We start from the raw sequence: 25,388 nt of genomic DNA, 5'->3' as shown, positions 1-25,388 counted from the left end.
GCCAACTCCTCAAATCTTGACCAGCTTCTTGCGAAGCCAAAGCAGAATAACGGCGTAGATCAGAAGGATCACCAGGAGTGCCACGGCAATGGTTGACGCATAGCCGAAATCCAGTTTGCGGAAGGCCGTGGTGAAGATGTAGGTCGACAGAATTTGCGTCGAGTTGGCGGGCCCACCGCCAGTCATTACGAAGATCAGATCAGCAAAGTTGGCGATCCAGATTGTTCGCAGCATCACGGTGATCGCGATCATCGGTGCAAGGAACGGCAAAGTGATCTTGGTGAAAGTCTGCCATGGGCTCGCACCATCAACTTCCGCTGCTTCGTAAAGCTCACCGGGTATCGATTGCAACGCCGCCAGCAATGTGATGGCAAAAAACGGCACGCCGAACCAGATATTCGCCGTGATCGGGCCCCACATCGCAAGCTTGGGATCACCAAGAATGTTGTAAGGCTCTGACAGAATACCAAGTGCTGCCAGCCAATGCGGCAACGGACCGATGACAGGGTTGAATAGCCACGCCCATGTCAGCGCGGAGAGAAAGGTCGGGACGGCCCATGGCAGGAAAACGAGGGCCTGAAACAGCTTCTTGCCAAAGAACTGTGTGTTTAGAAGCATGGCAAGGCCAAGGCCAAGCAAGAATTGGAATGTGATCGACCAGAAAGTCCAGAACAGCGTGTTCTCCATCGCGATCCAGAACTTGCGATCACTCCAGAGATCGACGTAGTTTTCCAACCCGATCCAGCCGGAGTCAAAAGGCTTCAACAGCTCAATGGATTGGAACGAGTAGGAGATTCCGATGATCAGCGGGATCATGATCACCGCACCGATAAGAAAGATCGCGGGCGACAGATAGAAGAACGGCTCGACCATATATTGCAGGTAGAGCGAGCGTCGTGCCCGGGTTTCCCCGGGCCTGACAGTTTTTTGAGCGCGAGCAATCACTGGTTTGCCTTCCATTTGGCGTGCTCGTCAGTGAGGAACTCTGCCCACTCATCCGCGACGTCCTGAGCACTGCGCTGGCCCAGCAAAGCTTCCTGGCTGGTTTCCAGCAGAAGCGTGCTGCCAAAATAACCCCACTGCTCAAGGTTGGTTGGCATTGTGGTCGGCACATATTGCTCGCCATTCAGTTCCTCGAACCAGCCTTTGAACTGCTCGGTCTGGAAATGCGGGTCCTGATCGGCGCCCTTGTGGATCGGAATAACGCCAACCCGTTTAGCCCATGTGGCATTGGCCTCTGGCGAGGACAGAGCTGCGACCAGGTCAAAGGCTTCGTCTTCGTGCTCGGTCGCGTTGAAGATCGACCAGCCTGCAAAACCAATGGTCGGGAACGCTTTGCCCGAAGGTCCAACCGGCATCGGAATGACTGCAAAGTCCTCTGCTGGCATCCGCTCGGCAATGGCGATCAGAGCGTCGGGGTCTTGATCAAGGAATGCACAGGTGCCTGAATAGAAACCAGCCACGATTTCGTTGAAACCCCAGCTGACGCTGTCCTTGGGTGCATATCCGTTCTGATACATGTCGATCATGAACTGGATGCCTTCGACCGAGCCGGGCTCATTGATGCGGCTGACGCCATCTTCTGTGAAGAATTCGTTGGTGCCGTTCATCGCTGCGGCGAACATGATCCAGCCATTGGTGCCGCCGGGACCACCGCGCAAACAATACCCGTATTTACCATCAAGCTCGGATACCGCCGCCGAGGCTGCCTTGAACTCTTCCATCGTTGTCGGAGGAGCATCGACGCCCGCTTCGGCCAGCAGTTTCTTGTTGTAGAACATCGCCCGCAGGTAGAAGCCATAAGGGATCATATAAAGATCACCCGCTTGGCTGCCCATTGCGACAGTCTTGTCGGTCAGTGTTGCCCCGTGGTCCCATCCGGCTACATGGTCTTTGAGGCTGACCAGTTGGTCGGATCCTGCATAGAGAGCCTGCCACGTGTCGGGCATTTCAACCACATCCGGGATGTCTCCACCCGCCACCATTGTGGCCAGTTTTTCAAATGCGCTGCCCCATGGCAGCGACACGATCTCAACCGTGACGTCAGGATTGTTGGCCTCAAACTCGTCGACAATCCCCTGCAGCACCTCGGTACGCTCGGGGCTTGTGATCACCTCAACCAGCTTCAGTGTGGTTTCGGCATACGAAGCCGATCCCATGAGCACGGCAGCAGCTGTCATTCCTGCTAATAGTTTTTTCATGTTTTCCTCCTGTTGGTTTTAATTTCTGCTTGGGATCGCATTTCTAAGCGGTACTTTTCTCGAGCGCTGATGCGAAATCGGCCCATAGATCGTCAGCAGACTCGAGCCCAAGATTCAGGCGCACCAGATTGGGCGAGACGCCAAATTTCTGCATTGAATTCTGTTCGCCCGCCTGAGCCAAGCCAACGCGCGCTGGCAGGATCAGGCTTTCGAAACCACCCCAGCTCACGCCGAGGCGGAACAGGCTCAGAGCATCGGAAAACTTTGCGATATCGACACTGTCATCGAACTCGATTGACATGAGGCCAGACCGGCCCGACAACCCTGGAACGTCGTTGGCGCCGGGTGAATTGATCTGTCGAACTTGTGGAACAGTTGCTAGGCGATCAACGAACATATTGGCCGTCGACTGATGTTGCATCATGCGCGCACTCAAAGTCCTGAGGCCGCGCGTCAGCAGGAACGCTTCAAAAGGAGCCAGCTTTGCACCGAGCAAGGGTAGGGTCAGATCACGGATGCGGGCGATATGGTCCAAGGAGGCGACCACCACGCCCGCAACCGTGTCCGAATGCCCCGAAATATACTTCGAGGCTGAGTGGATGACGATATCGATGCCCAGTGCGAGGGGGTGTTGAAACACCGGGCTGGCCCAGGAATTGTCGATCATCGTCAGCACATTGTGACGTTTGGCGTGTTCAGCGACACGACGCAGATCCATTGCTTCAAAAACGACCGATCCAGGGCTTTCCAGATAGGCCAGCGTCACATCAGCAAGAAGATCCGGGTCATTCTCAAAGCGTTCCGGTGCATGGTATTCGATGTGCACCCCGAAGGGGCGCAACATGCGCTCCAAAAACCGGAATGTATCCGGATAGACATGCTCGACGCAGGCGATCCGGTCACCGGGTTTAACGAATGCCAAGAGCGTTGAAGAAATGGCCGCCATCCCGGAAGCGAAACCAACCGCTGCTTCCCCCTGCTCAGCTTGAGCCATAAGTTTTTCAAACGCCGCAACGGTTGGGTTTTCCACGCGCGTGTAAATTGCAGAATCCGATCGGCCCGCCATCCTGTCTTCGAAACACTGGTAGCTATCGAACGTAAACAGCGAGGTTTGAACGATCGGAGGTGTCACTGCCCCTTCAGAGTCGGGCAGTACCGCTGCTAGCAGGGTTGCGATGTCTCTATGATCAGACATTCTGGCTCTCCATGATCTGGAGAATTTCCGCTTCGACCATATCCATGATCTCGCCGACAATCCGAGCAGCTTCCTCTGCATTCCCGGTGACAACCGCCTCGGCAAGCTGGGTGTGTATCGGGATTGTCGCCTGACCCAAATGAGGCTGGCCGAACGGTGCTTCGTAAACCTCGTTGAACCCCTGCTGGATCTGACGGATCAATTGCCCGAACAGAGGGTTTCCACAAGCGTCATGCAGTGATGAGTGGAACCGGTAGTCAGCCTGACGCCAATCCTCGCCGGCAGCATGTGTGGCTATAAGCTCGGCAACGCGGGCTGTAATCAACCGCCCTTGCGCCTCGGTACAATTCAACGCCGCCAGCCTTGCTGCTTCAATCTCCAACGGACGTCGCACAGCGTGGGTCCGCAACAAGCTTTCTGCTTCAAGCTTCAATGTCAGAGGAAGGTGAATCGCATTTGCTGACACTTCGGCCGCCAATCGTGTTCCGGCTTTCTTGTTGCGAACAACGATGCCCATGTTCTGCCAACTCGTCAGCGCTTCGCGGACTTTTGCCCGCCCAATTCCAAGCCGGCGTGCAATGTCCACTTCCGGAGGCAGACGGTCGCCAATTTTTAGACCTTCCGCATCAATCATCGAGGACAGCGCATCCAGAACATCCCGGCTGGTGCTGCCGGAGGGCAGCTCCTTAAGCGAGTTTCCTGCGTCATCGCTTTGCTTCTGGGGTGGCAAATTTTCTGTCACGTGCGGTGGCTCCGAATCAAGTTAACTACAACAATACATTTAATGTCGGACAAAATATACCGTAATGTCGGACATTATTTTACCAAGGCAGTCCAGGAGGTAGTGGTAGGATCAAAACTGAGGCAGAAGGCCCCTTTTTACAGGCTTTTGTCTCTTAAGCGCTCAAAGCTGTGTTCGGAGAAATGGTTACCCACTTATGAAATTCGCAAACAGCGACGGCCCATACTCCAAGGGCAGTGATGGTACGCATGCGGACGTTGCTAACCAATATCTGCAAATACTCAGTCCAACTCCCACACTGGCGATTTGCCGATCTTCTCGATCAGATAGTCAATAAACACCCGGACTTTAACCGTCAGCACGTTGGATTTTGGATAAACCAGCCACAACACAGATTGATCATCGACATCGAACTCCGGCAACACTCTGACAAGTGAGCCTTTGCGGACTTCATCGTGAACGCTCCACATTGAGTTCACGGAGATACCAGCCCCTGCCACTGTAGCTGCTTTTTGGCTCAGCCCGTTGTTGAGCACCAGCCGACAGCCCGCCGATTGCGGATCAAAGACGCCTGTCTTTCCGTCCGCAGTTCTCAGGTTGCGCGCAGACTGGTCCTGAAACCCGATCAACGCATGATCTTCAAGGTCAATTGGCTCTTGCGGCGCGCCATGACGGAGGAGGTAACTAGGTGACGCGCAAAGAATGCGGCGGTCATCTGCCAACTTGCGGGTCTTGAGGCTAGAGTCCTCCAAGGCAGAATTGCGCAATGACAGATCAAAACTGCCTTCAATCAGCCCGACCTTAGTGTCGGAGAGGTGCAAATCGAGCTTTATGTTCGGATGGATGTCCAGAAACTCCGGTAGTATTGGCGCGATATACATCTGTGCGAAACTGCTGGGGGCTGTGAACCGCAAAGTGCCGCTGGCTTCGGAGGTTTCCAGTCCGAGGGCTGCGCGTGCCGCTTTTTCCTGTGCGAGAAGTTCTCTGGCAAAAGGCAGAAACTCGGCCCCCTCGGTGGAAAGACTGACCTTGCGTGTCGAACGGTGCAACAAATCAGACCCGAGGTTTTTCTCAAGTTTGGCAAGTCTCGTGCTGGCAACCGCAGGGGCTAACCCGAGACTGCGACCTGCCTCACTGATGTTCAGCTTCTCCGCTGCCCGAACAAAAAGGCGAACACTTTCAAGATCCATGATTATATCCAAAATGCGAGTACTGAACTCACTTATATGCTGTTTCATCAAAAAATGAAGAAGCTATGTTTGCTTTAATCGCAAACAGGAGATCATTAATGGCGTACGACGGCTTCACAACATTCAACGTATCTACCCAAGACGGAATTGCTTGGGTGACCTTCGACTATCCCCCGGTCAACATTCAGGGTTTGCCCATGCTAGAGGACTTGAACAAACTGGCAGATGCGCTGGAACGGGATCGCGACATTAAGGTCGTCGTATTCAAGTCAGCGCATCCTGAGATCTTCGTGGCGCACGCTGATACCAATTTCTTGAAGGAGATGTCGACCACAGCGGTGGATCGCGCTGAGGTCGAGGTGATGGATCTACAAACGACACTGGATCGGATCAGCAAGTTGCCCCAGGCGACCATCGCTCAGATCGAGGGCTTTGCGCGTGGCGGAGGCCATGAGTTTGCCTTGGCTTGTGATATGCGATTTGCGGCACGCGGTAAGGCCAAGTTCATGCAGATGGAAGTCGGCATGGGCATCCTGCCCTGTGGTGGGGGCGCGTCACGCATGGCCCGTCAGGTTGGACTGGGTCGCGCACTTGAGATCGTTCTCGGCGCCCAGGATTTTGATGCTGACCAGGCCGAAGCCTACGGCACGATCAACAAAGCGCTTGATGCGGACAAGATTGCGGATCATGTCAAAGCCCTCGCTGAACGGATAGCCCAGTTCCCTGCCGAGTCCATCGAGGCCTGCAAGCGAACCGTATATGCGTCAGTCGATCTGCCGATTGCCGAAGCGCTGAAGGAAGAGGCTTATTGGCTGTATCAGTCGATGAGCAAGACACCGGCGCAAAAGCGGTTCCAATATGCCGATGACAACGGTGCGCAATTCGACATGGAAAACCAGCGCGCCTGGAACGATCTGGTGATCGGCATTCAGGATGTGAAGTGAACACGAACACAGCAGCGTCAGGTTGACAACCGGCCTGACGCGCAAACATCAACTCACAGGATAGCGCAGATGCCACGGACTGGGACCGTCAATTATCATGTTCACCGCGACACACGGCAGGCATTTCATATTGACGCCGGAGGTGTGGTTGGAAAGCTGATTTCACCTGAGCTTATTGCGACAGATATCAACGTCTGGGATGTGCGCAACGGTCATACTGCGGTGACGTTCGCCACGGATTGCGTCAGCTTTGTCCGAGAGCCGACGCAGGTAGCTAAGTTTACCGCAGATCAGCACTGGAAAACCGACTATGATCGCGAATTGGCTGAACTTCTCAAACGGGAAGTCGAGGCAAAAGAGGTTATCGTGTTCGATCATACCGTGCGGGTAGACGATCCATACTCTGACCGAAAACCCGCCCGCAATGTACATAGTGACTACAGTGCGCAAGGTGCGCAACAACGCCTGGTCGACATTCTGGGGCCTGACAAAGCAGCGGAATGGAGCTTAGGACATTATGGGTTCATCAATGTCTGGCGGCCCGTTGAGACGCCGATCAACAGCGCACCGCTGGGGTTTGTGCGCCCGTCAAGCGTGGCGGACGAGGATTGGATCCTGATCGACCTGGTTTACCCGGATCGTCTTGGTCACATCATGGGGCTTGCTGCAAACGACGCGCATGAATGGGTCTATCAATCCAAGATGACGCCGGATGAGGTGGCACTCTTCAACATCTACGACAACAAGAACCTCCCCTCCATCGCACATAGCGCGATTGATCTGGTCGAGGATGGCAATGTTCATGTGATCCGCAAAAGCATCGAGAGTCGCACACTGGTTCGGTATTGACCGGTTCACGCAGGAGAAACCTTATGCTCGACACGACGCAACAAGAGACCTTCCCGACTATCAACCGGGCCTACAATTCCGTGTTTCAGAAAGACAAGCTGACGGTCGGCTTGGTCGCGCCGCTGGAAGCCTATGCCGACAGCGCCATCCCAACTATGCGCGATCAACTGGACCGCGTAAAGCTGGCCGAAGAACTGGGCTTTGCAGCCGTGTGGTTGCGTGACGTCCCGTTCAACGTGCCGAGTTTTGGCGATGCCGGACAAATCTTTGATCCGTGGGTGTATCTCGGGATGTTAGCCGGTCAAACGCAATCGATTGCTTTGGGTTTGGCCAGCGCGGTGCTGCCGCTACGCCACCCTGCACATGTGGCCAAGGCAGCAGCCAGTGTGGATGTCCTGTCAAGCGGTCGTCTTTTGCTAGGGATCGCATCAGGAGACCGACCTGACGAGTATCCAGCACTGAACATGTCTTTTGTCGACCGCGGTGAACGGTTCTGCGACGCCTACAGATACATCCGCAATACGGCCCAACCGTCTCCTGTTCACCAAGGCAGCCATGGTGTGCTGGACGGCTCCATCGACATGCTGCCCAAACCATTTGGAAACAGGTTGCCTATGCTCATCACCGGCGGCAGTCAGCAATCTCCAGAGTGGATCGCACAAAACGGCGATGGCTGGATGCTCTATCCGCGCGATACACCCACGCAGGCAAAGATCATCGCGGACTGGCGTGCACGCACTGTCGACGCGGGCCGAGACGAACAACCGGCGATGCAGCCGCTGTACATCGATCTGGGTGAAGGCAGCTACGCGCCGCAGCCCATTCATCTGGGCCTGCGATTGAATGCGCCTGATCTCGTGGCCTATCTGAAATCGCTTGAGGCTGTCGGGGTCAACCACGTTGCCCTCAACTTGCGATTCAATCAGGCCGACATGACAACCACGCTGAACCGGTTGGCCGAAGACGTCCTACCCGCGTTCACCCATTGAGGGACAAACAAGATGACAAAGACCATCCTCATCACAGGCGCGACCGACGGCATTGGCCTGGCAACGGCCCGCATTATCGCCGCGATTGGGCATACTGCCCTTTTGCATGGGAGAAATTCTGAAAAACTGAATGCTGTACAGATGGATTTGACACGTTCAGGACAAGTCGGACCTGTTCACAGCTATGTTGCTGATCTCTCACGTATGGCAGAGGTCGAAAACTTGGCTCGGGCCGTGGCCTCAGATCATCAAAGCCTTGATGTGCTGATCAACAACGCAGGTGTATACGAAACCCCTGTAACGCGAACGGTTGATGGGCTGGATACCCGATTTGCCGTCAACACCCTCGCTCCATACCTGCTGACTAGACGCCTTTGGACTCTGCTTAGTACAGCCAGAGGGTCTCGGGTTGTAAACCTGTCTTCGGCGGCACAGTCCCCCGTTCAGATCGACGCCCTACTGGGTGAGTCCACCCTCTCTGCGGGCGCTGCATATGCCCAAAGCAAGCTGGCGCTGACCATGTGGTCATCCGAGATGGCTTTAGCTTCGGACGGTGAAGACCCAACTGTCATTGCGGTCAATCCGGGATCCATGCTCGGCAGCAAGATGGTGAAACAAGCCTTCGGCGTTGCGGGTGGTGATGTTTCTCAGGGTGCAGACGTGCTTGCGCGGGCGGCTTTGTCCGAGGAATTCGCCGATGCCAATGGTCAGTATTTTGACAATGATTCAGGCAAATTCGCATCACCGCACCCGGACGCGCAAGATCGTGGGAAATCCAAGGCTGTGATGGATGCGATAGATGGGTTTTTCGCGAAGTGACTCGAAGAGATCTCATGATTGACCATTGTCGGCTAGCCCCTGTGATGGGCCGGGTCTGACGTCTGGCTTAGCTGCGCTTATACTTACGTTGGCGGCCGCGAAGCCATAGCAAAAATAGTAACTGTATCAAGATAACTGCAATGGCTTCGGGCCGAAACGCCAGAAAGGGTTGCTGAGACACAGTTGCTAGTTTTGCATCGGCAAAGGGTGCGGAAAGAACACCTAGGATTGTATGAGAAAAGACCATGGGCCAGATACTGCGCGTGCGTTCTTGCACATAGCCATAGATCACGGTCGTCACATAAATGCTCAGCACAAACAACCCGGCAAACTGCCAAACGGGTAAGCCATGGAAGTTTTGCGCGAAGGCAAAGTAAGGGATGTGCCAGCTGGCCCAGACCAAAGTGATGATCAGATCACGGCGACCCGCAGAAATGCCCAATGCGTTCAGCTTTGGATAGAGATATCCACGCCAGCCGATCTCTTCGGCCAGTGCAAAAAGAAATAGTGGAATAGCCTGCGCCCCAGCGACGGCAATGATCTGGCCAGCAGTATCGGGGCCAAACTTGAACACACCTGACATTTGGCCGAGCAAACCCACAAGGAAATAGGCAACCGGAAACAGCAATATCAGCCGCAGATATTCCCCACCGTTTCCGTGGATATTTAGTGCAATAGCACCGTCGCTCCAACCATCCCCTCCAAAGCTGCGCAAGCCAAGAGCCATGAGTGCGGGAGAAAGCACAAAGAGCAGACCACCAGCTTCTATGCCTTGCAAAATCAAAAAGGCACCCAGGGTTGCAAGTGTCATGACCCCACACACAAAGATAGAGATGTTTCGCAGGCTGGCTGTTAGGCCTGTCGCGCGCATGTAGAGGCTCCTTAGAAGATGGGTTGGTCCAGATCTGCAGACCAGAACTGATGATCCTGACGGCTACCTCACAGCGCTAGCCGCCCTCATCCAGAACGGCCGCCCAATCCCTGGACCAGTCTCGCAATGGATCAAGGGTCTTCATCAGATGATCGCCAAGCGATGTCAGAACGTATCCTTCGTTTTGGTTCTCGACGAGCAAGCTCGCCCGCAGCTCCTTCAAGCGCGTGTTCATAACAGAAGGCGACACACCTCCGCAGGCCTTTTGCAAAGCGCGAAAGCTCTTGGGGCCGGAGCGCAGTTCCCAAAGCAGGCGCATCGTCCATCTGCGCCCCAAAAGATCGAACAGAGCCATGATCGGCTGACCAGAATGAGAGCCTCTGCTGGGAAGGCCGGGAAGAGGGGTTGCCATTTAGCTTCTCTTTTAGTAGCGGTTAGATGCTTCGATTATAGTAGCGCTCATTTAATGCGATGAGAAGGAGAAAAAATGTTCCTCGTTGATATGACTTTCACCGATCCAAACAGTATCCCACCCGAGAAAACCGCAGCTCATCGCGACCATATGGTCGACGAATACGCTAAGGGTAATCTGATGTTTGGCGGACCAAAGTCACCAAGAACCGGAGGTTTCATTTTGTCGACGCATCGCGACCAGACAGATCTGCTCGCCTTGTTGCAAAAGGACCCTCTCGTTGTTGCCGGGCTGGCCCAGTTTGAAATCACAGAGTTCAAACCCGTTATGGCAGCTCAAACTTATGCTGAAGTGTTGGGCGATGAGGTGAGTTACTTCTGATGAGCTCAAACGGTTGTCTTTTTTGAACCATCCCAGCCTAGATGGCGTACTCCTCAGAAACGAAACAGCACTAACCCCGCAGGACTCACAGCAAGAAAGCTATCTGAGGAAACGAACCTCGCGCCCTCGACCTTGTCCCATCAATTACACGCGATGGAGACGAGTACTGTTATTCATCGCCATGCAAGCGGGCCGTGCACGTTGACCACTCTTAATCTGTCTAGTCTTAAAGGTATCACCTCTGTTCTGACGCAGCTTTGCTGCACAATCGAGCATACATCTGAAGGAGAATTCACGTCGTGATCTCTCAATTTAAGTCCCAACTCTTCCTCCTCAGTCTTCTAGCCTTTGTCGGAGGGATATTCCTTTGGACGCTGGGCAACCCGCTGCAAGAAACCTACTTAGGGCTCGCATCGCTGTTTTTAATTGGCCTCTCGCTTGTTATCGAGCGATTGGCCCCATTGCACCGGGATTGGAACATTGACACGGGTGATACAGTCGGCGACATCGGCAGCTTTGTTGTTGTGTTTGGGATCATTGACAGCGCGCTAAAGTGGTTATCCCCTTTTGTCATCCTTGCACTGTTGCCAAACACAAACACCACTTTAGGCTGGCCACTTTGGGCGCAAATTACAGCTGCCACATTGCTAATCGAGCTGGGGGCCTGGGCGAGCCATTGGGCTCATCACAAATACAAACCGCTCTGGGCGCTACACGCGATGCATCACAGTAGTGAACGACTTTACACTCTAAATGGCTTTCGGTTTCATCCGTTGAACCATATTCTGAACCATCTGATCATGTTCCTTCCGCTCCTGGCTCTTGGCTTTTCGAAAGAAGCAATATTAGGTTATTCCGCTCTCGCCTTGCCGGTGACGCTGTTTCAGCATTCCAATGTTGGCTTTCAGTTCGGGATGTTCAGCTATCTGTTCAACACCAACACAGTCCACCGCTGGCACCACTCTGCGGCTTACAATGAAGGTATGCACAACTTTGGTCGCGCGTTCGTTGTTTGGGATCATATATTCGGAACTTACTACCATCCGTCAGATGAGAACGAACCTGCGATCATCGGATTGTCCCTTGGCGGCCCATCCTATCCCCCGCCCAACCAAACGCTTCCGCAGATCTGCTGGCCCTTCGCAAAAGACTGCTGTCAATGAGGTCGAGTCGCAACTCCCCAGACTATAAATCAAATTGTTCTGCAAAATGTCATCAAAGGACCGTTTAAGTGCATTTATTCATACTTCGCTCATTTGGCACCATCTACGTTGTGAATGCGTTTACCATGTGGTTTGCCCCCATGTGGTGGTACGAGACCGTTCCCGGCCTTACGATGATGGGCCCGTTCAACTCGCACTTTGTGCGCGACATCGGTTTGATCTACCTCGTGTCCGGGCTCGGACTGATCTATGGTGCACGCGCTCCGCATGTCGCTCTATTCGCAAGCCTTTGGCCCATCTTGCACGCGCTTTTCCACGCCTGGATCTTTGTTCAAAGAGGTATGCCGCTCGATCTCATTGCTGCAACGAACCTAATCCTAATTCAACTGCCAGCCTGGTTATGTCTCTGGAGTGCACTTGATCGACTCAAAGACTTACATAGGCCGGGGAAGCGATAGAGATCTAACGTTAACGGGCCGCTCTCACAGGCGGCCCATAGCAGACTTTGAGCGAGGCTTTCAGATGCTGCAGCCGCAACCCGCTTTCCGGGCTTTCGCCGCAATTGCAAAAGACAGAGGCGACAAACTCACAATCTGCGGACTTCGCTCCCGTTGCTTTCTCACTTTCGAACGGCTGCTCTCATACACAAAGCGGTCGCTTGAGCTAAAACGTCAACGGAAGGTTTGTCCCGCCGACTGATAGTTCGTCGCTGTTGAAGTGTTGCGTCTGCAGCAAATGTCAGGAATGCGGACTGCGACTGCAGCATCGGGACCAGCCAGTGGACGGCAGCTCTGGGCCGTCTGCGATCTGGCGCTGAAACGATCCCGAGCAAACGCTGCACTGCCTCTTGTATCCACAACGAGCCCATTTCCACCGATGTTACGTCAAGCTTGAATGTGAGTTCTATCGATCCAAGCTGTTTTAACAGCGCAATCTAGAACGTGTAACCTTCCTAACTGCGTCAGCAGTTTTCAGGCAGATGATCGCCTGCGATGCTGAAATCATCGCACGTCATGAAGGCGAAGTTGTATTTCCCGACCATAAAGCTGATGACATTCACAACAACCACTACAGCGACCAGCCATCTAAAAAGCTGTTTGCTATGAAGCTCAGCGGCCTCGGGTATGGCGACAGATACCAGAATGTAAGCGGTGTGTACGGAATTGCTGGGAGCAATAGAAGAGAGAGGTACGGCAGTGCCTCAGGATTGTAGGACCAGATTGCAGAGGTCATGAAAATTGTAGACAGACTGAGGAGCAGCGCACCCCACCACGTCAGATATCGCGTCCCATCAGCAGTTCTACCAACAACGAGGCTCGCCGCGAGTGCGGCTAGGGATACAAACCAGATCGATAAGAAATCAGTCTAAAACACCTGACCATGGGCACCGAGCGTGAAGCTGATGCGCCACGTAACAAGGGTGAGACCGAGGTACTGGTAAGAAAGAATGCCCCCGCTTCCTCGCTAGAGAATTCCCTAGTCATAACTGACCGACACTTTGCTGGTCGTTGGCAAAGACTGACAGGTCAGGATCGCACCATTTGCAATGTCATTGTCTTCTAGCGCCATGCGAGCTTGCATATGTACATCGCCGGAGACCAGCTTGGCACGGCATGCTCCGCACACACCTGATTGGCAAGAAAAAGGCGGTTTCAAACCTGCGGCCTTGGCCGCTTCCAATATGGTCTGACCCTGAGAAATGCTCACGGTATGTTGGGTTCCGCCGAATGTCAGCTCCATCGAAGATGCTACTCCTTCGACGCTCGTATCAAGTTCAGCAGCCCCGCCATAACTTTCCATGTGGATACGACTTGCTGGCACATCCAGCGACATCAACGCCGTTTTCACGGCCTTATTCATGCCGCCTGGTCCACAGACATAGTATTGGGCATCCTGAGCGTAGGGCGGATTCTCCGTGATCAAAGCTTCGATGGCGTCCTTGTCCACAATGCCCTTGCGCCAATACTCGGCGCTGGACCACCAACCGGGATTTGAGAAGATGTGGTGTATGGACATTCGATCAGGATGGGCGGTCCAAACGCCGTTCAACTCGTCCTTAAGCAGGATGCTTTTTTCATTGTTGTTGCCATAGGCCATGTGAGCGAATGAATTGGGTTCTGCAGCCATCACTGAACTGAGCATGGCATAAAGAGGTGTGACGCCCGAGCCGGCGCCAAAGAAGTAATGCGTGCGGCGCGCGGCCTGCTTGGGATCAAGACAAAACCCACCGAAAGGGGGCATGACATCGATCACGTCGCCCTTTGTCACTTTGTCATTGATGTAGTTGCTGACGACGCCTCCTTTGACCCGTTTCACGGTGATCCGCAGAGGATCACCGGTGAAAGGCGAAGAGGAAATCGAATAGCTGCGGCGTTGTTCTTCGCCATCAACAACGAAACGGCAGGAAAGGTGCTGGCCAGGACGCCACGCGAAGGTCTCCCGTAAGGCTTCAGGTACATCGAACATGACCGTTTTCGCTAGGCCACCGATTTCTTCGCGGATGTCGAGAACGGCTAGCGGGTGAAAGTCACGCGTCATACCTCCTCTCCCAGCCATTCGAGAACCACTTTCTGATGGTTAATCACGGGGCTTTCCCCAACCGATGCAGGGCCGGTTTCGAAGTAGGGTGACTTCAGAGATTTTTGCTGCTGTTCGCAGGCATAGACGTCCTCCCCCGTGAAGTCACCAGCAACCATAGGGTCGTCGTCGCTCATGGCGTCATGTGCTTCGTACTTGCCGCTCAAACCGAACTTCGTCCAAAAATTGGACGACTTCATGGATTGTTTTGCGAATTCCCAGCCTGAACTGTTGGACACGCGCCCACGATTGCTCACTCGCGTCAATTCGGGGCCGAGCGGTTCGATGATGAAGACGTTCCAACCGTCTTCCGACCCCGCCAAGCCGATACCGGGAAACAGCATTGGCACCCAAGCACCGTTCATGTTTTCCGGGATCACACGCGGAGCGATTAGCTTGTTTTCTTGATCTTCAAGGAACGCTTCAACGGGCGGTTCCCAGAACATGTAGTGAGGCCCTTCCCAATGGTACTTGGCAGCTTTGTGGTCATACATTTGAAGCGTGTTCGAATGCAGATGGCTCAGGTGATAAACGTCGATGTAATTCTCAACGACCACCTTCCAGTTGGCCCTGATCTCATAGCTGGTGTTTAACTCTTCGTATTCGACCAGCTCTTCAGGGACATGCGGGCCAATATGCGGTTCAGTGGAGCCGAACCATTCGGCAATTGACGGCGCATCTGGATCGGGATGCACAAAAATCATTGATTTCCAAAGATCGACCTTTGCGGGCTTAAGACCAAGGCACGACTTGTCTACCTGCCCAAACTCTTCCTGTTCCTCCGGAACGGACACGAGGTTGCCCTCAAGGTCATAGGTCCAGTCGTGATAGGGGCACGTCAGCGCCTTTTGTGTCTTACCAACCGCCCGTATCAACTGCGTGCCACGGTGCCGACAGATGTTATGGAAGGCACGCAGGCGGCGATCCCGTCCCATCACGACAAAGATGTTGTTCAGGCCGGCTTGAACTGTGATGTACTGGCCCGGTTCGCTGACATCTTCCATGAACCCGGCATAGCGCCAGGTCTTAGAAAAGATGTCGCGCATTTCGCGGTCATACCATTCCTGCGAGGTGTACGCTTCAACAGGCAGCAAATGCAGCATGGGTTTCATGATCAGACCTCCTCAGGTGGTTTGTGGCAAGAAATCGAGAGCGATCAGCAGCAGGCCCAGGACCACCCAGGCAATCTGAACTAGCCAAAACAGGATCGGGTCCTCTTCGCGGGTCACGTCCGACAAAAGAAACGCATGGCCCGAGTAGAAATTCGGGATCGTCCAATAGACAAACAGGAGCCCCCAGAGTGCTTGATATCCAAGGGCCGTTGAGACCACTAGGATCACGAAGGTTGCATAGTTCAACAGTCGAACTCGGGTCATTTTGTGTCATTCAATGTGTCGAGAAGCATCTGAGCAGTCGCTTTTGCGCGCGTTTTCCATGATGCAGACATGCTCAAAGAAGCGAGGGATGTTGCGTTGAAATAAACGGCGACGATGCCATGTGCCGTTGCCTGCAACAGATCGTTATCGGCGTCAGGAAAATCTGATTGTAGAATGGTTGAAACTGCGTCTTCAAAATCGAGAATGACACCTCGACATTCGGCTTGAAGATCAGCTTCCTCGGCAGCACGTGCCGTGAGTGCCGCAAAAACCAACACATATTCTGGTGACGATGCGTCTGCTTCCGAAAACAATATGTCGACAAGCCACTTAGCCCCATCGGTCGGGGGTGCTGCGGCAACCATCGCTTCCGTTTGAACGGAGAAGCCTCTAAAGACATAATCCTGCAATGCGGCGATCATGTCTTCACGATTTCCAAGATGGTGGCGCACCAACGGACGCTTCAACCCCGCTTCCTCAGCAATCTGTGCAAGCGATGCGCCTTCTACACCATAGCGCGCCACGCAACGAATGAGAGCTTGCATGACCTGCTCATAGCGATCATCACGGTTTGACGGCCGTCCAACCATCTCAGTTCCAGTAAAGCAGCGACAGCGTTCCGGACGCATTCGATCCCGCGACGGTTTGGGCATCGCCAAACCTTGGGGGAAGCCCGCTACCGCCCATGGAAGCAAAGCTGTACACTTCTATCGGCGCTTCCCCGTCGAGGTCGAGATCGCCGTCACTGTCTTCGTCATGCAGGGCCGCAATTGCGTATGAACTGGTTGGCAGATCATGGAACGTCACCGACACGCGACCTTCGTTTGCAGGCACGATGGCCAAGGCGGCTGCGTTCGCGACATCCAACGCTTTGAAGGCGGTGGCGTCATAAAAAGCCGCAACGACCAAAACACAGTTGAAGTTGCAAATGCTGTCAATACTTGCGGTTAGAGCACCGGTTTCAGCTGCCAAGGCAGATGCGCTCAGCGCGCAAGACAAACCAATAGCAGCGGTGATCACTAGCTTTCGTGCAGGCATCGTGTTTCTATAAATTGTCAAGCTTGACAGCAAATAGGGGCGACGCTCTTAACTGTCAATAGTGATAGTTAAACTGCATCATGAGTTGCAGTCGTTCGTTGAAGCATCGTCAATGCCTGTTTTGTCCCGCCTTGCGGCCTTCTATTTGCCTTCCAATCAAGGCCCGAAGCCAGCCCTTGTCGCAAAATTCAACGCCTCGCATGAAGGCTCGCTTATTCGGAGCTTATGGTAGGATTGGACCGGATTAGAACACGAACAGCTACCCTAGTAAAAATGAATTGGCCTGTCGCGCAACATCCATCGGCCCAAACCATGGTGCGTGGGCATCTCCAGGAAGAAGTAGCAACCGGGCGCACTGGATCGATCGCGCCAGCCATCGCCCGTGATCAACTGGAACGGCGCGATCCTCCTGACGGTGTAGCACAAGGGTTGGGACTTGGACGTTAGGGGCTTCACTTTTTGCGTCTATAGTCCAACTCAACTCAAGCATCGCTGCGGCCTGTTCCGGGTCCGCAGCGGCGCGCTGTTGGGCCGCAAAACGACGCCTGTCTTCCGCATCTGCCGAGGGAACGAAGATATCCGCAAGAGCGCGCGATCCGACGCCCCAATGTTGCCGGATCAGCGCCAGCAGCATGGCTTGCGATTCCGGTGGGGCCAGATCCTTGCCCGATCCATAGGCGCCATAGAAACAAAGGCGATCAACCTTTGTGGGGTGTGCCACAGCGTATCGGATGGCCACAGGCCCCGCCGCCGAGATCGCCAGAAGCGAACAACGATCGGCGCCAAACGCCGTAACCACGTCCTCAAGTAGCGTTACCTCGTCCTCCAGCGTCTCGTTTGGATACGCATCACGGCTGAGGCCAGAGCCCGGTCGGTCATAGCGCAATATGCACAACCCTTTACCCAGGGTCAGAAAGAACTCCTGGATTTCCGGATGATCATGCCACAGATCAGACGCCGTGACCCAGAACGGAGGGAGTATGATTAGCGGGCCGTCGCCGTGCACCGCATATCCAATAGAGCGGCCTTTTCGATCCGTCACATAGCCGATCTCGGGCGCGCTTATTTCATCGCCGAGGTTGGGCGCGGGTTGCTGAGGATCGGCGGATGGCGCATCCACTTGTCCGTCAAAGCGATACCCGATCTTCGGTAGCGTGCGAATAAACCGCTGCGAGCGTCCATTATCGCCGATGGCCTTTCGCGCGCTTTTGATTCGACTAGTAATCGCATCGTCCGAGATCGCCCGCCCGCCCCAGATTTGCGCGACGATCTCGTCTTTGGTGACGGTCCGCCCTTCGGCCTGAACCAAAAGAACCAAAAGATCAAAGACCTGAGGTTCTATATGCTGCGCGACCTCATCGCGCACCAACGTGCGCCGGTCGATGTCCAGAGTGCAGTTGGAAAAGGTGTAGATCATGGACTTCTCACCTCAAGCATCGGTGGGGCGGTCTTGCGCAAAGCGTTCAAAAGACCTGAAAATCCAGCGTTTCTTCATTGCTTCTCCAGAACTTCACCAAGTGCATAACATCAATCCCCGACATGGTTTCTGCGTCGTCACCTGGCAGAGAGCAAAACCATGTCTTTTTATAATAAACATATCCTTCCCCGAATTGTCGATTGCGGCTGTGGCGCGCGCGCCTTTGAAGAGCAACGCAAGCGCATCGTTCCCAAGGCGCAAGGCGTCGTTCTTGATTTAGGCATTGGCACGGGGCTGAACATTCCGCTTTATGATGCGGGTCGCGTCACGAAACTCATCGGGTTGGACCCCTGCCAGAGCAGCTTGGACATGGCACGGAAACTGGCTGATCAGTCAAGCATTCCGGTCGAACTGGTGCAGGGCTTCGGTGAGGATATGCCACTTGCGGAGGGCTGTATCGACACCGTGGTGCTGACCTATACGCTTTGCACCGTTCAGGACGTATCAGCCGTGCTGAGCGAGGTCCGGCGTGTGCTGCGCCCAGAAGGCGAGGTGCTGTTTTGCGAACATGTCAGCGCGCCAACGCCCTGGATTTCACGTGTGCAGGATATCGTACAGCGCCCCTGGGCTTCTCTACTTGGCGGTTGTCAGTTGAACCGCCGCGCGGCCACCGCGTTGCGCCGTGCGAAGTTTCGTGTCGATGCAGATACCAGCAAATTGGGTGGCGTCCCATTTCCAATCGCATGGCAAACAACCGGGCACGCGAGACCCTTGAAGCCAGGTGAACGCCCTGATCGTTGCCCGACCGGCCCTGATCTTCAACTGTCTATCTAATCCCTTAACCGGAGTCAGTTTCATGACAATACACGTATCAACCGACTGTTTTCCCTGCATTGATCGCGGAGCCGGGGCACCCATTTTGTTCATCCACGGCGCGGCCTGCGATCACCGGATCTGGGAACCTCACGTACAGAACCTGTCGCAGCGGTACAGATGCATCGCTCCGACCTTACGCTGGTTCGGGCAGTTCGACTGGCCAGCAAGTACGTTGGAGTTCAACGAGAAAAACCACGCAGATGACGTTGCCTCCATCATCGAAAATCTCGATTGCGGCCCGGTCTTTGTTGTGGGTTGGTCCTATGGCGCAAACATCGCGTTGCGCCTGAGCGTCGACAGACCCGACCTGATCTCGGGCGTTGCGGTTTACGAGCCCAGCTCAACAAGCCTCGTCAGTGCTCCCCTGGATGTTGCAACGCATCAATTAAGCATGCAGGAAACCTTTTTACCCGTCACGGAAGCCGCATCAGCAGACGACGAGGTCGGAGTCTTGAGGGCCTTTATCGGCGCTGTGGGCGGAGCTGGCATATTCGGAGAGCTTCCACCTGACCTGTGCCAGATTTGTTTGGACAATGCCCATACGCTGATCCCTTTGCTCAGCGCCAAGCATCGCTTTGCTTCGGTGACAGCGACTGAACTTGAAGCGCTCCCTATGTCGATTCACGTGGCCTGGGGTGAACAGTCGGGGGATACCTGGACGATCCCAAGCAAAGCTGCCGCCGGTCTCACGAATGTGCGCGGTTACCCAATTCCCCGAGCCGATCACATTTGGCCTGCAAAAGACCCGATGGCTTTCGTGCAATGGATGGACAGCGTGTTCAATCGGGGTCTCATGAAATGAGTTCACTTTGCAGCCGCTGCTAAACTCGGCAATGGGAGCTGCAACCGCAGCAGCTGAGATATAGGTTGAGTGACCGCGAGGGGCCGTTGTTCAAGCTCTTGCGCTGGTCAGCTATTCGCCCGCGACTCTGCGCGCTGCGATCCGATCCAGACGGCGGTGCATCCTACGACGAGCACGCAGACACAAATCTGCAAAAGCTGCTCGTATTTGTGCCCATCATAAAGGACCTGCGCCACAAAGGCCTGCCCCCGGAAAAGGTAAGCCATCGCGCCAAGCATGGCGATGGCAAAGCTGACAAGATATGCCCAGAGCGCCACCTGTCGACCACCAACAAGTCCGGCCAGCAGGATCGGTGTCAAAAACATCGAGGCGGTGCCCGAGACCGCGACGGCATCAAACAGTGTCTGGTTACCCCAGAGCGTCAGCGCCGCACCCGCGATTGCGAACATGGCCATGGCAATGCGCCCGCCGGTCAGGCTGCGGGGGGCCAGGCGTAATTCCTCGACCACCAGCCGCGCAGCCGAAGACAGTGCGGAATCAAGCGTCGAGAGAGCCGACACCAGCAGCGAAATCAACAGCGCCACAAAGACCCAGCCCGGCAAGGATTGTGCCCAGGTGCCGATCAACTCGCCCTCATAAGCCGTACCATCCAGAGCCGCCTGAATGCCAAAGAACCCAAAGGCCACGATACAGAGCGAGGAAATCCAGAACGCGTGCAGGAAGCTTTTCCGGGTTGTGTCGCGATCGGCAAGAAACCCGCGATCCATCATGACCGGGTCATGCACGGGATAGGAAAAGACCTGCAGAAAGGCCACGACCAGCAACACCCAGCCATTGTGCGGCCCCGAAGTGCCTTTGGCCGTCAGTACCGCACCCAGATCAAAGCCGGGGCTGAGCACCAGTGAAACGAAAGCCACAGCAAAGACCACAAGAAAAACCGCCATCTGCAGAACATCCGTCCGCAACGCCGCACTCAGCCCGCCCCAGGCCGAATAAGCCAGCGCCAACAGGCCCACCACAAGGACCGAATAGGTGCCGATATTGGCGCTGTCAGGTGATACCGCGCTAAAGATCAGGCCGACCACAATCAGATTGGCAAAGACCTCGGACAGAAGCCTTAGGGCGATCACGAGGTTATAGCAGCCCGTTCCTGTTGATCCAAAACTGTCGCGCAGCCAGTCCTGAACCGACCGCGCACCACGTGCGCGCAGCCGTTGCACCACAAAGCCGCCGGTCAGGAAAGAGCCGTAATAGGCGGCATAGGCCAGCACCCCCGCAATGCCGTAGAAATAACCCAGAATGGCAGAATTCATCAGCGAACGGGCAAAAATCCACGTGGTGACCTGACTCAGCACCAACATCCACAAGCCCGGTGCGGCACCTTCGCTGGTTGTCCCACCAAAGAAGCCAGAAACCGAGGCACGTCGGGGTGAGGCACAGAGGCTTGCCAGAATGACGACGCCGAATAAGGCGATAATCGCAGAAACTTGCATGGACTCTCCCGCTGCTATCTTATGGCGCAGCTAGCAGTCAGGTGCGACAACGACCATTCAATTGAGCGTGAGGTTGCGTGTGAAGGTTCTGCCGCAAACTTCTTGGAGGGCGGCGTTTGTGGAACTACCAATATGGTTAAAATAGGGGGCGAGGCAGGTTGATCGGGAAAACCAAAGGCGGGATGAGCACGAAGTTGCATGCTGTTACCGATAGTCTCGGAAGCCCGATACGCTTCTAATATCCGCTAGGAAAATCAGCGACTACACGGGCATCAGGGTTCTGATGAATTGCCCGGAACCTGACATTCGCGCGTCAACGGCGAAAATGCGCTCTGTCCCACTAAGCGGCTATCTGCACGGCCAACCGCTAAGGTCAGGTTTCATCAAATAGAGCATTAGCAACAGCCATTCGATGCAGAGGGCTTTATAGACCCGCTGGTCTGATCAGCCGCATCAAGAACATCCTTGAATCCACGGAAGGCTTCCTGGATGTCTTTGCGCGGGGCTGCGATGTTGATGCGAATGAACTGTGTCGCGTCCTGGTCAAACCACGTGCCCGGCGTCGCGCCGAATCCAGCCTGGCCCAGCTTGGCTTTCAGCTCATCTTCCGCCAATCCTGTTGCCGAGCAATCGAACCAAATCTGGTAGGTGCCTTCGACCGGCGTCATTTTCAGTGTAGTTAGTTCAGCCGCAACAAAGTCTGCGATCCAGTCGACGGTGCCTTGCAAGTAAGCAAGAAGCTCATCCAGCCATGCATCACCCTTTTCATATGCTGCAATGGTGGCGTAGGTGGTGAAGGCATTCCCATGGCCGAGATACATGCCATCTTCCAAAGCTTTCATGCGCTTCAGGATTTCTTCATTTTTAGTGTAGACGTAACCATTGGAAATACTCTGCATGCCGAATGTCTTGGCTGGAGAGCCGATGACAGAAACATGCCTATCCCCATCCAGGGTGCTCAGGCTGGTGAATTTATGGCCCTTGTAGATGATGTCGGCATGGATTTCGTCGCTGATAATAGCCACATTATGCCGGTCGGCGATTTCAACAACTTTCTTTAGTTCGTCTGAGCGCCAAACGCGGCCAACCGGGTTGTGAGGATTGCACAGCAGCATGGCGGTCACGTCGAACGCTCTTAGCTTCGCTTCGAGATCCGCGAAGTCCATTTCATAGGCTCCGTCCGAACTGATCAACGGGGATTTGAGCAAAGACCGACCAGCCGAGGTGATGACCTTGCCAAACTGGTGATAGGCCGGTGTCTGCATCAATACGGTGTCGCCTTCATTGGTCAACTCGCGAATGAGCAGGGAAATGGCGGTCAGCACACCGGGAAAGGGGACGAAGTTGTGAGGATTTAACGACAGGTCATTGCGGCGTTTATGCCAATTTGAGATTGCCTCGAATATGCCTTCGGAGTTGAATTCATAAGCGAACTGGCCGCGGCTGGCGACATATTGCAAAGCCTCCGTGATCGGTGTAGCTATCGGGAGATCGATATCTGCCACCCACATGGGCGTGACATCATCTGTGCCATAAAACATGTTCAGGTACTTGGGATTGTGACGCACAAAGTGGTCGCCGGTTTTGGCGGGTGCCTGATCGAATTTGCTCATGTGAGGTATTCCTTAAGCCGCCAGTTTCGCAGCCGCGCGGCCAAGATGAGTTTGGTCAGACAGGTAGAATGCCTTGAAATCGTCCTCGAACCCGTCTGCAACGGATTTTTCTGCCAACCCGGACCCCATCAGATTTTGTTGCCACACCTTCAGTTTCGGACGGTCGCCTATGAAGTCGAAGCCACTGTACTTCTCAATGATGGACGCGCGCTGCAACAAGACGAGCCAGGATACATCCACGGTGCTGATCGTGTCTCCAGAAAAGAATAGTGTGTCGCCCAGCTGCTTTTCGATGCGGTCAAAGGCCTGATCTAGTTTGGCGCAGCGTTCCATCAACACATCTTGATCGGCGCTACGTTGCGACGCGCACTGCACCAGATAGTTCTTTGTCGCCAGATAACCCCAGGCACGGTTATGGGCTTTCTGTTCGAGCGAAAGCTCAGGCTGAAGAGCGGGATACAACTCTTCGAGATATTCGAATATCGCGTCGCTCTCGAATAACACGTCTCCACCTTCTGTGATCAACACAGGCACCTGCCCATTGGGTGAGATATCCAAGAACCACTGCGGTTTGTCGCTCAAGCTGATGAATTCCAGCTCATAGGGAATATTCTTGGCTTCCAGCAGGGCTGTCACGCGATGAACAAATGGACAGATTTTGAAGCTCACGATTTTCATAACTTTACCTTTCGATGCATCGACCCTCAAAGTACCGGGTCAAAATTTTTCCTATTTTGCTGCTATGCAGGAACAGTCCTGCAAGCAGCAGGTGATTTTCATCCACTCTGCCAATGCAACCTGAAACGCCCTTCGGCCCTTTTCAGTGACAGCGTAAATCTTCCGCTCACGACCAGAGACAACCTCAGTTTCGTATGTCGCGTAGCCGCCATCTATGAACTGTTTGAGCACCGGATAGATCGTGCCTTCTTTTGGCGTACAACACCCTTCGGTGCGGCGTTCAACCTCTTTGGCGATGTCATAGCCGTGCAGCTCCTTATCCTGCAAAACGCACAGGATGAAAAACTTGGACAAGCTCATCTTGATCGTATTGCTCCAGTACTCGGAGCTGGTCAGATCAGGAGTCTCAGCTTTTTTACTCATGGCGCTCATATATACATCGACCTTCGATGTGTAAAGCGATAATGCATACCCTGGGGTTGCGAGTTTCGTGGGGCGATGAGCCTAAGTTGGGCGTTTTCCGCAAGATACGGGTCGCGGTATCTGGCCGCCCAAGTTAGTCCGTTGCTGAGACTTTAGTGACGGAAAAGTAAGACATGACAACGCAAACCCTACCAACGATGGATTTGAGAGCCAGCGTCATGCTACTTCTGCTCGCTGCTGTTTGGGGCGGGTCCTTCTTCTTTGGCGAGGTTGCACTGTCTGAGGTGCCACCACTTACAATAACGTTGCATAGGGTGATCTGGGCAGTCCCAATTCTTGCACTCATCGTCAAGTTCAAAGGATTGTATGTTCCACGCACCCCCCGGGTTTGGAGCGCATGTCTTGTGATGGGGGCACTCAACAATGCCATCCCATTTTCGCTGATATTCTGGGGACAAACGCAGATCGACAGCGGGTTGGCCTCAATCCTCAACGCAACGACGGCAGTGTTTGCAGCGGTTGTGGCGGGTTTGCTTCTGAAGGACGAGCCGCTGACTCCGAAGAAAATAGCAGGTGCTGCCCTAGGTATATTAGGGGTGGCATTCATTATGGGGCCAAGCGCATTGACCGAGTTCAATCCGAGCAATCTGGCACAGCTGGCTATCCTTGGGGCGACGCTCTCTTATGCTTTTGCCGGTGTCTGGGGCAGAACTGCTCTGTCAGGCCAACCACCGCTCGTGAATGCACTTGGCATGCTGATCGGCAGCACAGCGCTTATGATCCCCATTGTGCTGGTGATCGATGGCCCTCCAAGCGTCGCTCTGTCTGCTGGTGTATGGGCGGCGCTCATTGGGATGGCCGCACTATCGACAGCACTGGCTTACGTTCTCTATTTCGCGATCCTTGCGCGCGCCGGCGCCGCCAACCTTCTTTTGGTTACGCTGCTGATCCCACCGTTCGCTATCGGTCTTGGTGTTACATTCCTTGGTGAACAGATGGAGCCAAATGCGTGGATTGGATTTGCCATCATTGCTTTGGGCTTTGCAGTAACAGATGGGCGGCTTTTTTCACGCTTCTCTAAACGCAAGTTCCAAAAAATCTGAGTGAGGCGCATTTGGGAATACCTCTGATCACCACATTGCGGAGTGGCGTTTCTTGCCGGCCTGAACCTGATAATCGCCGGATTGTCGCTGATGTCTTTGGGGCTGTCACCGCGGTCCTCGGTGCAGAGCAGTTAACTAGGCTCCAGACTCATTGATTTACAGCCGGAACAAGACGGTAGCTGCGAGTGCAATGGCTGAGAGGAAGACCTTCGGGCATCTATCATAGCGAGTAGCCA

At 54.3% G+C, this 25,388-nt stretch carries 27 protein-coding genes and 1 pseudogene; 11 read left to right on the top strand and 17 right to left on the bottom strand.

The window, feature by feature from the left end; all coding sequences use genetic code 11:
• Positions 1-9 precede the first annotated feature (9 nt).
• The 5 genes from ACR0EL_RS10335 to ACR0EL_RS10315 all read right to left on the bottom strand — a co-directional run bounded on the left by ACR0EL_RS10335 (position 10) and on the right by ACR0EL_RS10315 (position 5,328).
• Positions 10-960 (bottom strand): carbohydrate ABC transporter permease, encoded by a 951-nt coding sequence (locus ACR0EL_RS10335; RefSeq protein ID WP_480499771.1) that lies wholly within the window; start codon positions 958-960, stop codon positions 10-12.
• Positions 942-2,201, bottom strand: a complete 1,260-nt coding sequence (locus tag ACR0EL_RS10330) for an ABC transporter substrate-binding protein (protein ID WP_480499770.1) — start codon at positions 2,199-2,201, stop codon at positions 942-944. The genes ACR0EL_RS10335 and ACR0EL_RS10330 overlap by 19 nt, the downstream gene beginning before the upstream one ends.
• 43 nt (positions 2,202-2,244) lie before the next feature.
• The gene (locus tag ACR0EL_RS10325; RefSeq protein WP_480499769.1) at positions 2,245-3,396 is read right to left on the bottom strand and encodes an aminotransferase class I/II-fold pyridoxal phosphate-dependent enzyme; all 1,152 of its coding nucleotides are present in this window, start codon (positions 3,394-3,396) and stop codon (positions 2,245-2,247) included.
• Entirely contained in the window at positions 3,389-4,138 is a 750-nt protein-coding gene (locus ACR0EL_RS10320) for a FadR/GntR family transcriptional regulator (RefSeq protein ID WP_480499768.1), read from the bottom strand. The genes ACR0EL_RS10325 and ACR0EL_RS10320 overlap by 8 nt, the downstream gene beginning before the upstream one ends.
• 281 nt (positions 4,139-4,419) lie before the next feature.
• On the bottom strand, positions 4,420-5,328 hold the full coding sequence (locus ACR0EL_RS10315) for a LysR family transcriptional regulator (protein ID WP_480499767.1): 909 nt from the start codon (positions 5,326-5,328) through the stop codon (positions 4,420-4,422).
• 98 nt (positions 5,329-5,426) lie between these two features.
• Here ACR0EL_RS10315 and ACR0EL_RS10310 point away from each other — a divergent pair, with 98 nt between their 5' ends.
• From ACR0EL_RS10310 to ACR0EL_RS10295, 4 genes are all read left to right on the top strand, one after another.
• Positions 5,427-6,272, top strand: coding sequence for an enoyl-CoA hydratase/isomerase family protein (locus ACR0EL_RS10310; protein ID WP_480499766.1), 846 nt, complete (start codon positions 5,427-5,429; stop codon positions 6,270-6,272).
• Positions 6,273-6,341: 69 nt separating this feature from the next.
• Positions 6,342-7,121 carry a CmcJ/NvfI family oxidoreductase gene (locus tag ACR0EL_RS10305; RefSeq protein ID WP_480499765.1) on the top strand — a complete coding sequence of 260 codons (780 nt, stop codon included), beginning with the start codon at positions 6,342-6,344 and terminating at the stop codon, positions 7,119-7,121.
• Positions 7,122-7,144: 23 nt separating this feature from the next.
• The gene (locus tag ACR0EL_RS10300; protein ID WP_480499763.1) at positions 7,145-8,110 is read left to right on the top strand and encodes an LLM class oxidoreductase; all 966 of its coding nucleotides are present in this window, start codon (positions 7,145-7,147) and stop codon (positions 8,108-8,110) included.
• 12 nt (positions 8,111-8,122) lie between these two features.
• Positions 8,123-8,929: an SDR family NAD(P)-dependent oxidoreductase gene (locus ACR0EL_RS10295; protein WP_480499762.1), complete on the top strand. Its 807-nt coding sequence runs from the start codon at positions 8,123-8,125 to the stop codon at positions 8,927-8,929.
• A 67-nt stretch (positions 8,930-8,996) separates the two neighbouring features.
• Here the strand turns inward: ACR0EL_RS10295 and ACR0EL_RS10290 are convergent, their stop codons facing one another.
• Positions 8,997-9,800, bottom strand: a complete 804-nt coding sequence (locus ACR0EL_RS10290; protein WP_480499761.1) for a CPBP family glutamic-type intramembrane protease — start codon at positions 9,798-9,800, stop codon at positions 8,997-8,999.
• Between the two features lie 76 nt (positions 9,801-9,876).
• Entirely contained in the window at positions 9,877-10,212 is a 336-nt protein-coding gene (locus ACR0EL_RS10285; RefSeq protein ID WP_353009414.1) for a winged helix-turn-helix transcriptional regulator, read from the bottom strand.
• A 75-nt stretch (positions 10,213-10,287) separates the two neighbouring features.
• On the opposite strand from ACR0EL_RS10285, the gene ACR0EL_RS10280 reads away from it, so the two are divergent.
• The 3 genes from ACR0EL_RS10280 (at position 10,288) to ACR0EL_RS10270 (ending at position 12,969) form a co-directional block, all read left to right on the top strand.
• Complete coding sequence (locus ACR0EL_RS10280) at positions 10,288-10,593, top strand: YciI family protein (protein WP_480499760.1); 306 nt, start codon at positions 10,288-10,290, stop codon at positions 10,591-10,593.
• Between the two features lie 299 nt (positions 10,594-10,892).
• On the top strand, positions 10,893-11,756 hold the full coding sequence (locus ACR0EL_RS10275; RefSeq protein WP_480499759.1) for a sterol desaturase family protein: 864 nt from the start codon (positions 10,893-10,895) through the stop codon (positions 11,754-11,756).
• Between the two features lie 979 nt (positions 11,757-12,735).
• Positions 12,736-12,969: a hypothetical protein gene (locus ACR0EL_RS10270; protein WP_480499758.1), complete on the top strand. Its 234-nt coding sequence runs from the start codon at positions 12,736-12,738 to the stop codon at positions 12,967-12,969.
• Between the two features lie 263 nt (positions 12,970-13,232).
• Here ACR0EL_RS10270 and ACR0EL_RS10265 read toward each other — a convergent pair whose 3' ends face one another.
• The 6 genes from ACR0EL_RS10265 to ACR0EL_RS10240 all read right to left on the bottom strand — a co-directional run bounded on the left by ACR0EL_RS10265 (position 13,233) and on the right by ACR0EL_RS10240 (position 18,164).
• The gene (locus ACR0EL_RS10265; RefSeq protein ID WP_480499757.1) at positions 13,233-14,294 is read right to left on the bottom strand and encodes a 2Fe-2S iron-sulfur cluster-binding protein; all 1,062 of its coding nucleotides are present in this window, start codon (positions 14,292-14,294) and stop codon (positions 13,233-13,235) included.
• On the bottom strand, positions 14,291-15,445 hold the full coding sequence (locus ACR0EL_RS10260) for an aromatic ring-hydroxylating oxygenase subunit alpha (protein WP_480499756.1): 1,155 nt from the start codon (positions 15,443-15,445) through the stop codon (positions 14,291-14,293). Before ACR0EL_RS10260 ends, ACR0EL_RS10265 begins: the two co-directional genes overlap by 4 nt.
• A gap of 12 nt (positions 15,446-15,457) precedes the next feature.
• The gene (locus ACR0EL_RS10255; protein ID WP_480499755.1) at positions 15,458-15,709 is read right to left on the bottom strand and encodes a hypothetical protein; all 252 of its coding nucleotides are present in this window, start codon (positions 15,707-15,709) and stop codon (positions 15,458-15,460) included.
• Positions 15,706-16,254 (bottom strand): TetR/AcrR family transcriptional regulator, encoded by a 549-nt coding sequence (locus tag ACR0EL_RS10250; RefSeq protein WP_480499754.1) that lies wholly within the window; start codon positions 16,252-16,254, stop codon positions 15,706-15,708. The genes ACR0EL_RS10255 and ACR0EL_RS10250 overlap by 4 nt, the downstream gene beginning before the upstream one ends.
• A gap of 46 nt (positions 16,255-16,300) precedes the next feature.
• Positions 16,301-16,747, bottom strand: coding sequence for a DUF2141 domain-containing protein (locus ACR0EL_RS10245; protein ID WP_480499753.1), 447 nt, complete (start codon positions 16,745-16,747; stop codon positions 16,301-16,303).
• A 259-nt stretch (positions 16,748-17,006) separates the two neighbouring features.
• Entirely contained in the window at positions 17,007-18,164 is a 1,158-nt protein-coding gene (locus tag ACR0EL_RS10240) for an alpha/beta hydrolase (protein WP_480499752.1), read from the bottom strand.
• Positions 18,165-18,323: 159 nt separating this feature from the next.
• On the opposite strand from ACR0EL_RS10240, the gene ACR0EL_RS10235 reads away from it, so the two are divergent.
• Together ACR0EL_RS10235 and ACR0EL_RS10230 are read left to right on the top strand one after the other, a co-directional pair.
• Positions 18,324-18,998, top strand: coding sequence for a class I SAM-dependent methyltransferase (locus tag ACR0EL_RS10235; RefSeq protein ID WP_480499751.1), 675 nt, complete (start codon positions 18,324-18,326; stop codon positions 18,996-18,998).
• A 22-nt stretch (positions 18,999-19,020) separates the two neighbouring features.
• Positions 19,021-19,842: an alpha/beta fold hydrolase gene (locus tag ACR0EL_RS10230; RefSeq protein WP_480499749.1), complete on the top strand. Its 822-nt coding sequence runs from the start codon at positions 19,021-19,023 to the stop codon at positions 19,840-19,842.
• 107 nt (positions 19,843-19,949) lie between these two features.
• Here the strand turns inward: ACR0EL_RS10230 and ACR0EL_RS10225 are convergent, their stop codons facing one another.
• Positions 19,950-21,335, bottom strand: coding sequence for an SLC5/6 family protein (locus tag ACR0EL_RS10225; RefSeq protein ID WP_480499748.1), 1,386 nt, complete (start codon positions 21,333-21,335; stop codon positions 19,950-19,952).
• Between the two features lie 146 nt (positions 21,336-21,481).
• On the opposite strand from ACR0EL_RS10225, the pseudogene ACR0EL_RS10220 reads away from it, so the two are divergent.
• A pseudogene (locus tag ACR0EL_RS10220) lies at positions 21,482-21,624 on the top strand (IS5/IS1182 family transposase); the annotation flags it as partial.
• 106 nt (positions 21,625-21,730) lie between these two features.
• Here ACR0EL_RS10220 and ACR0EL_RS10215 read toward each other — a convergent pair.
• The 3 genes from ACR0EL_RS10215 to ACR0EL_RS10205 are packed head-to-tail and all read right to left on the bottom strand — an operon-like array spanning position 21,731 to position 24,049.
• Entirely contained in the window at positions 21,731-22,948 is a 1,218-nt protein-coding gene (locus ACR0EL_RS10215; RefSeq protein ID WP_480499747.1) for a MalY/PatB family protein, read from the bottom strand.
• A gap of 12 nt (positions 22,949-22,960) precedes the next feature.
• On the bottom strand, positions 22,961-23,626 hold the full coding sequence (locus ACR0EL_RS10210; protein ID WP_480499746.1) for a glutathione S-transferase family protein: 666 nt from the start codon (positions 23,624-23,626) through the stop codon (positions 22,961-22,963).
• Between the two features lie 51 nt (positions 23,627-23,677).
• Complete coding sequence (locus ACR0EL_RS10205; RefSeq protein ID WP_480499745.1) at positions 23,678-24,049, bottom strand: PadR family transcriptional regulator; 372 nt, start codon at positions 24,047-24,049, stop codon at positions 23,678-23,680.
• A gap of 218 nt (positions 24,050-24,267) precedes the next feature.
• Here ACR0EL_RS10205 and ACR0EL_RS10200 point away from each other — a divergent pair, with 218 nt between their 5' ends.
• The gene (locus ACR0EL_RS10200) at positions 24,268-25,152 is read left to right on the top strand and encodes a DMT family transporter (protein WP_480499744.1); all 885 of its coding nucleotides are present in this window, start codon (positions 24,268-24,270) and stop codon (positions 25,150-25,152) included.
• Positions 25,153-25,388: the final 236 nt, after the last annotated feature.

The sequence above is a fragment of the Ruegeria sp. AH12 genome (genome assembly GCF_056541465.1).
This window is presented reverse-complemented; position numbering and strand designations above follow the sequence as displayed.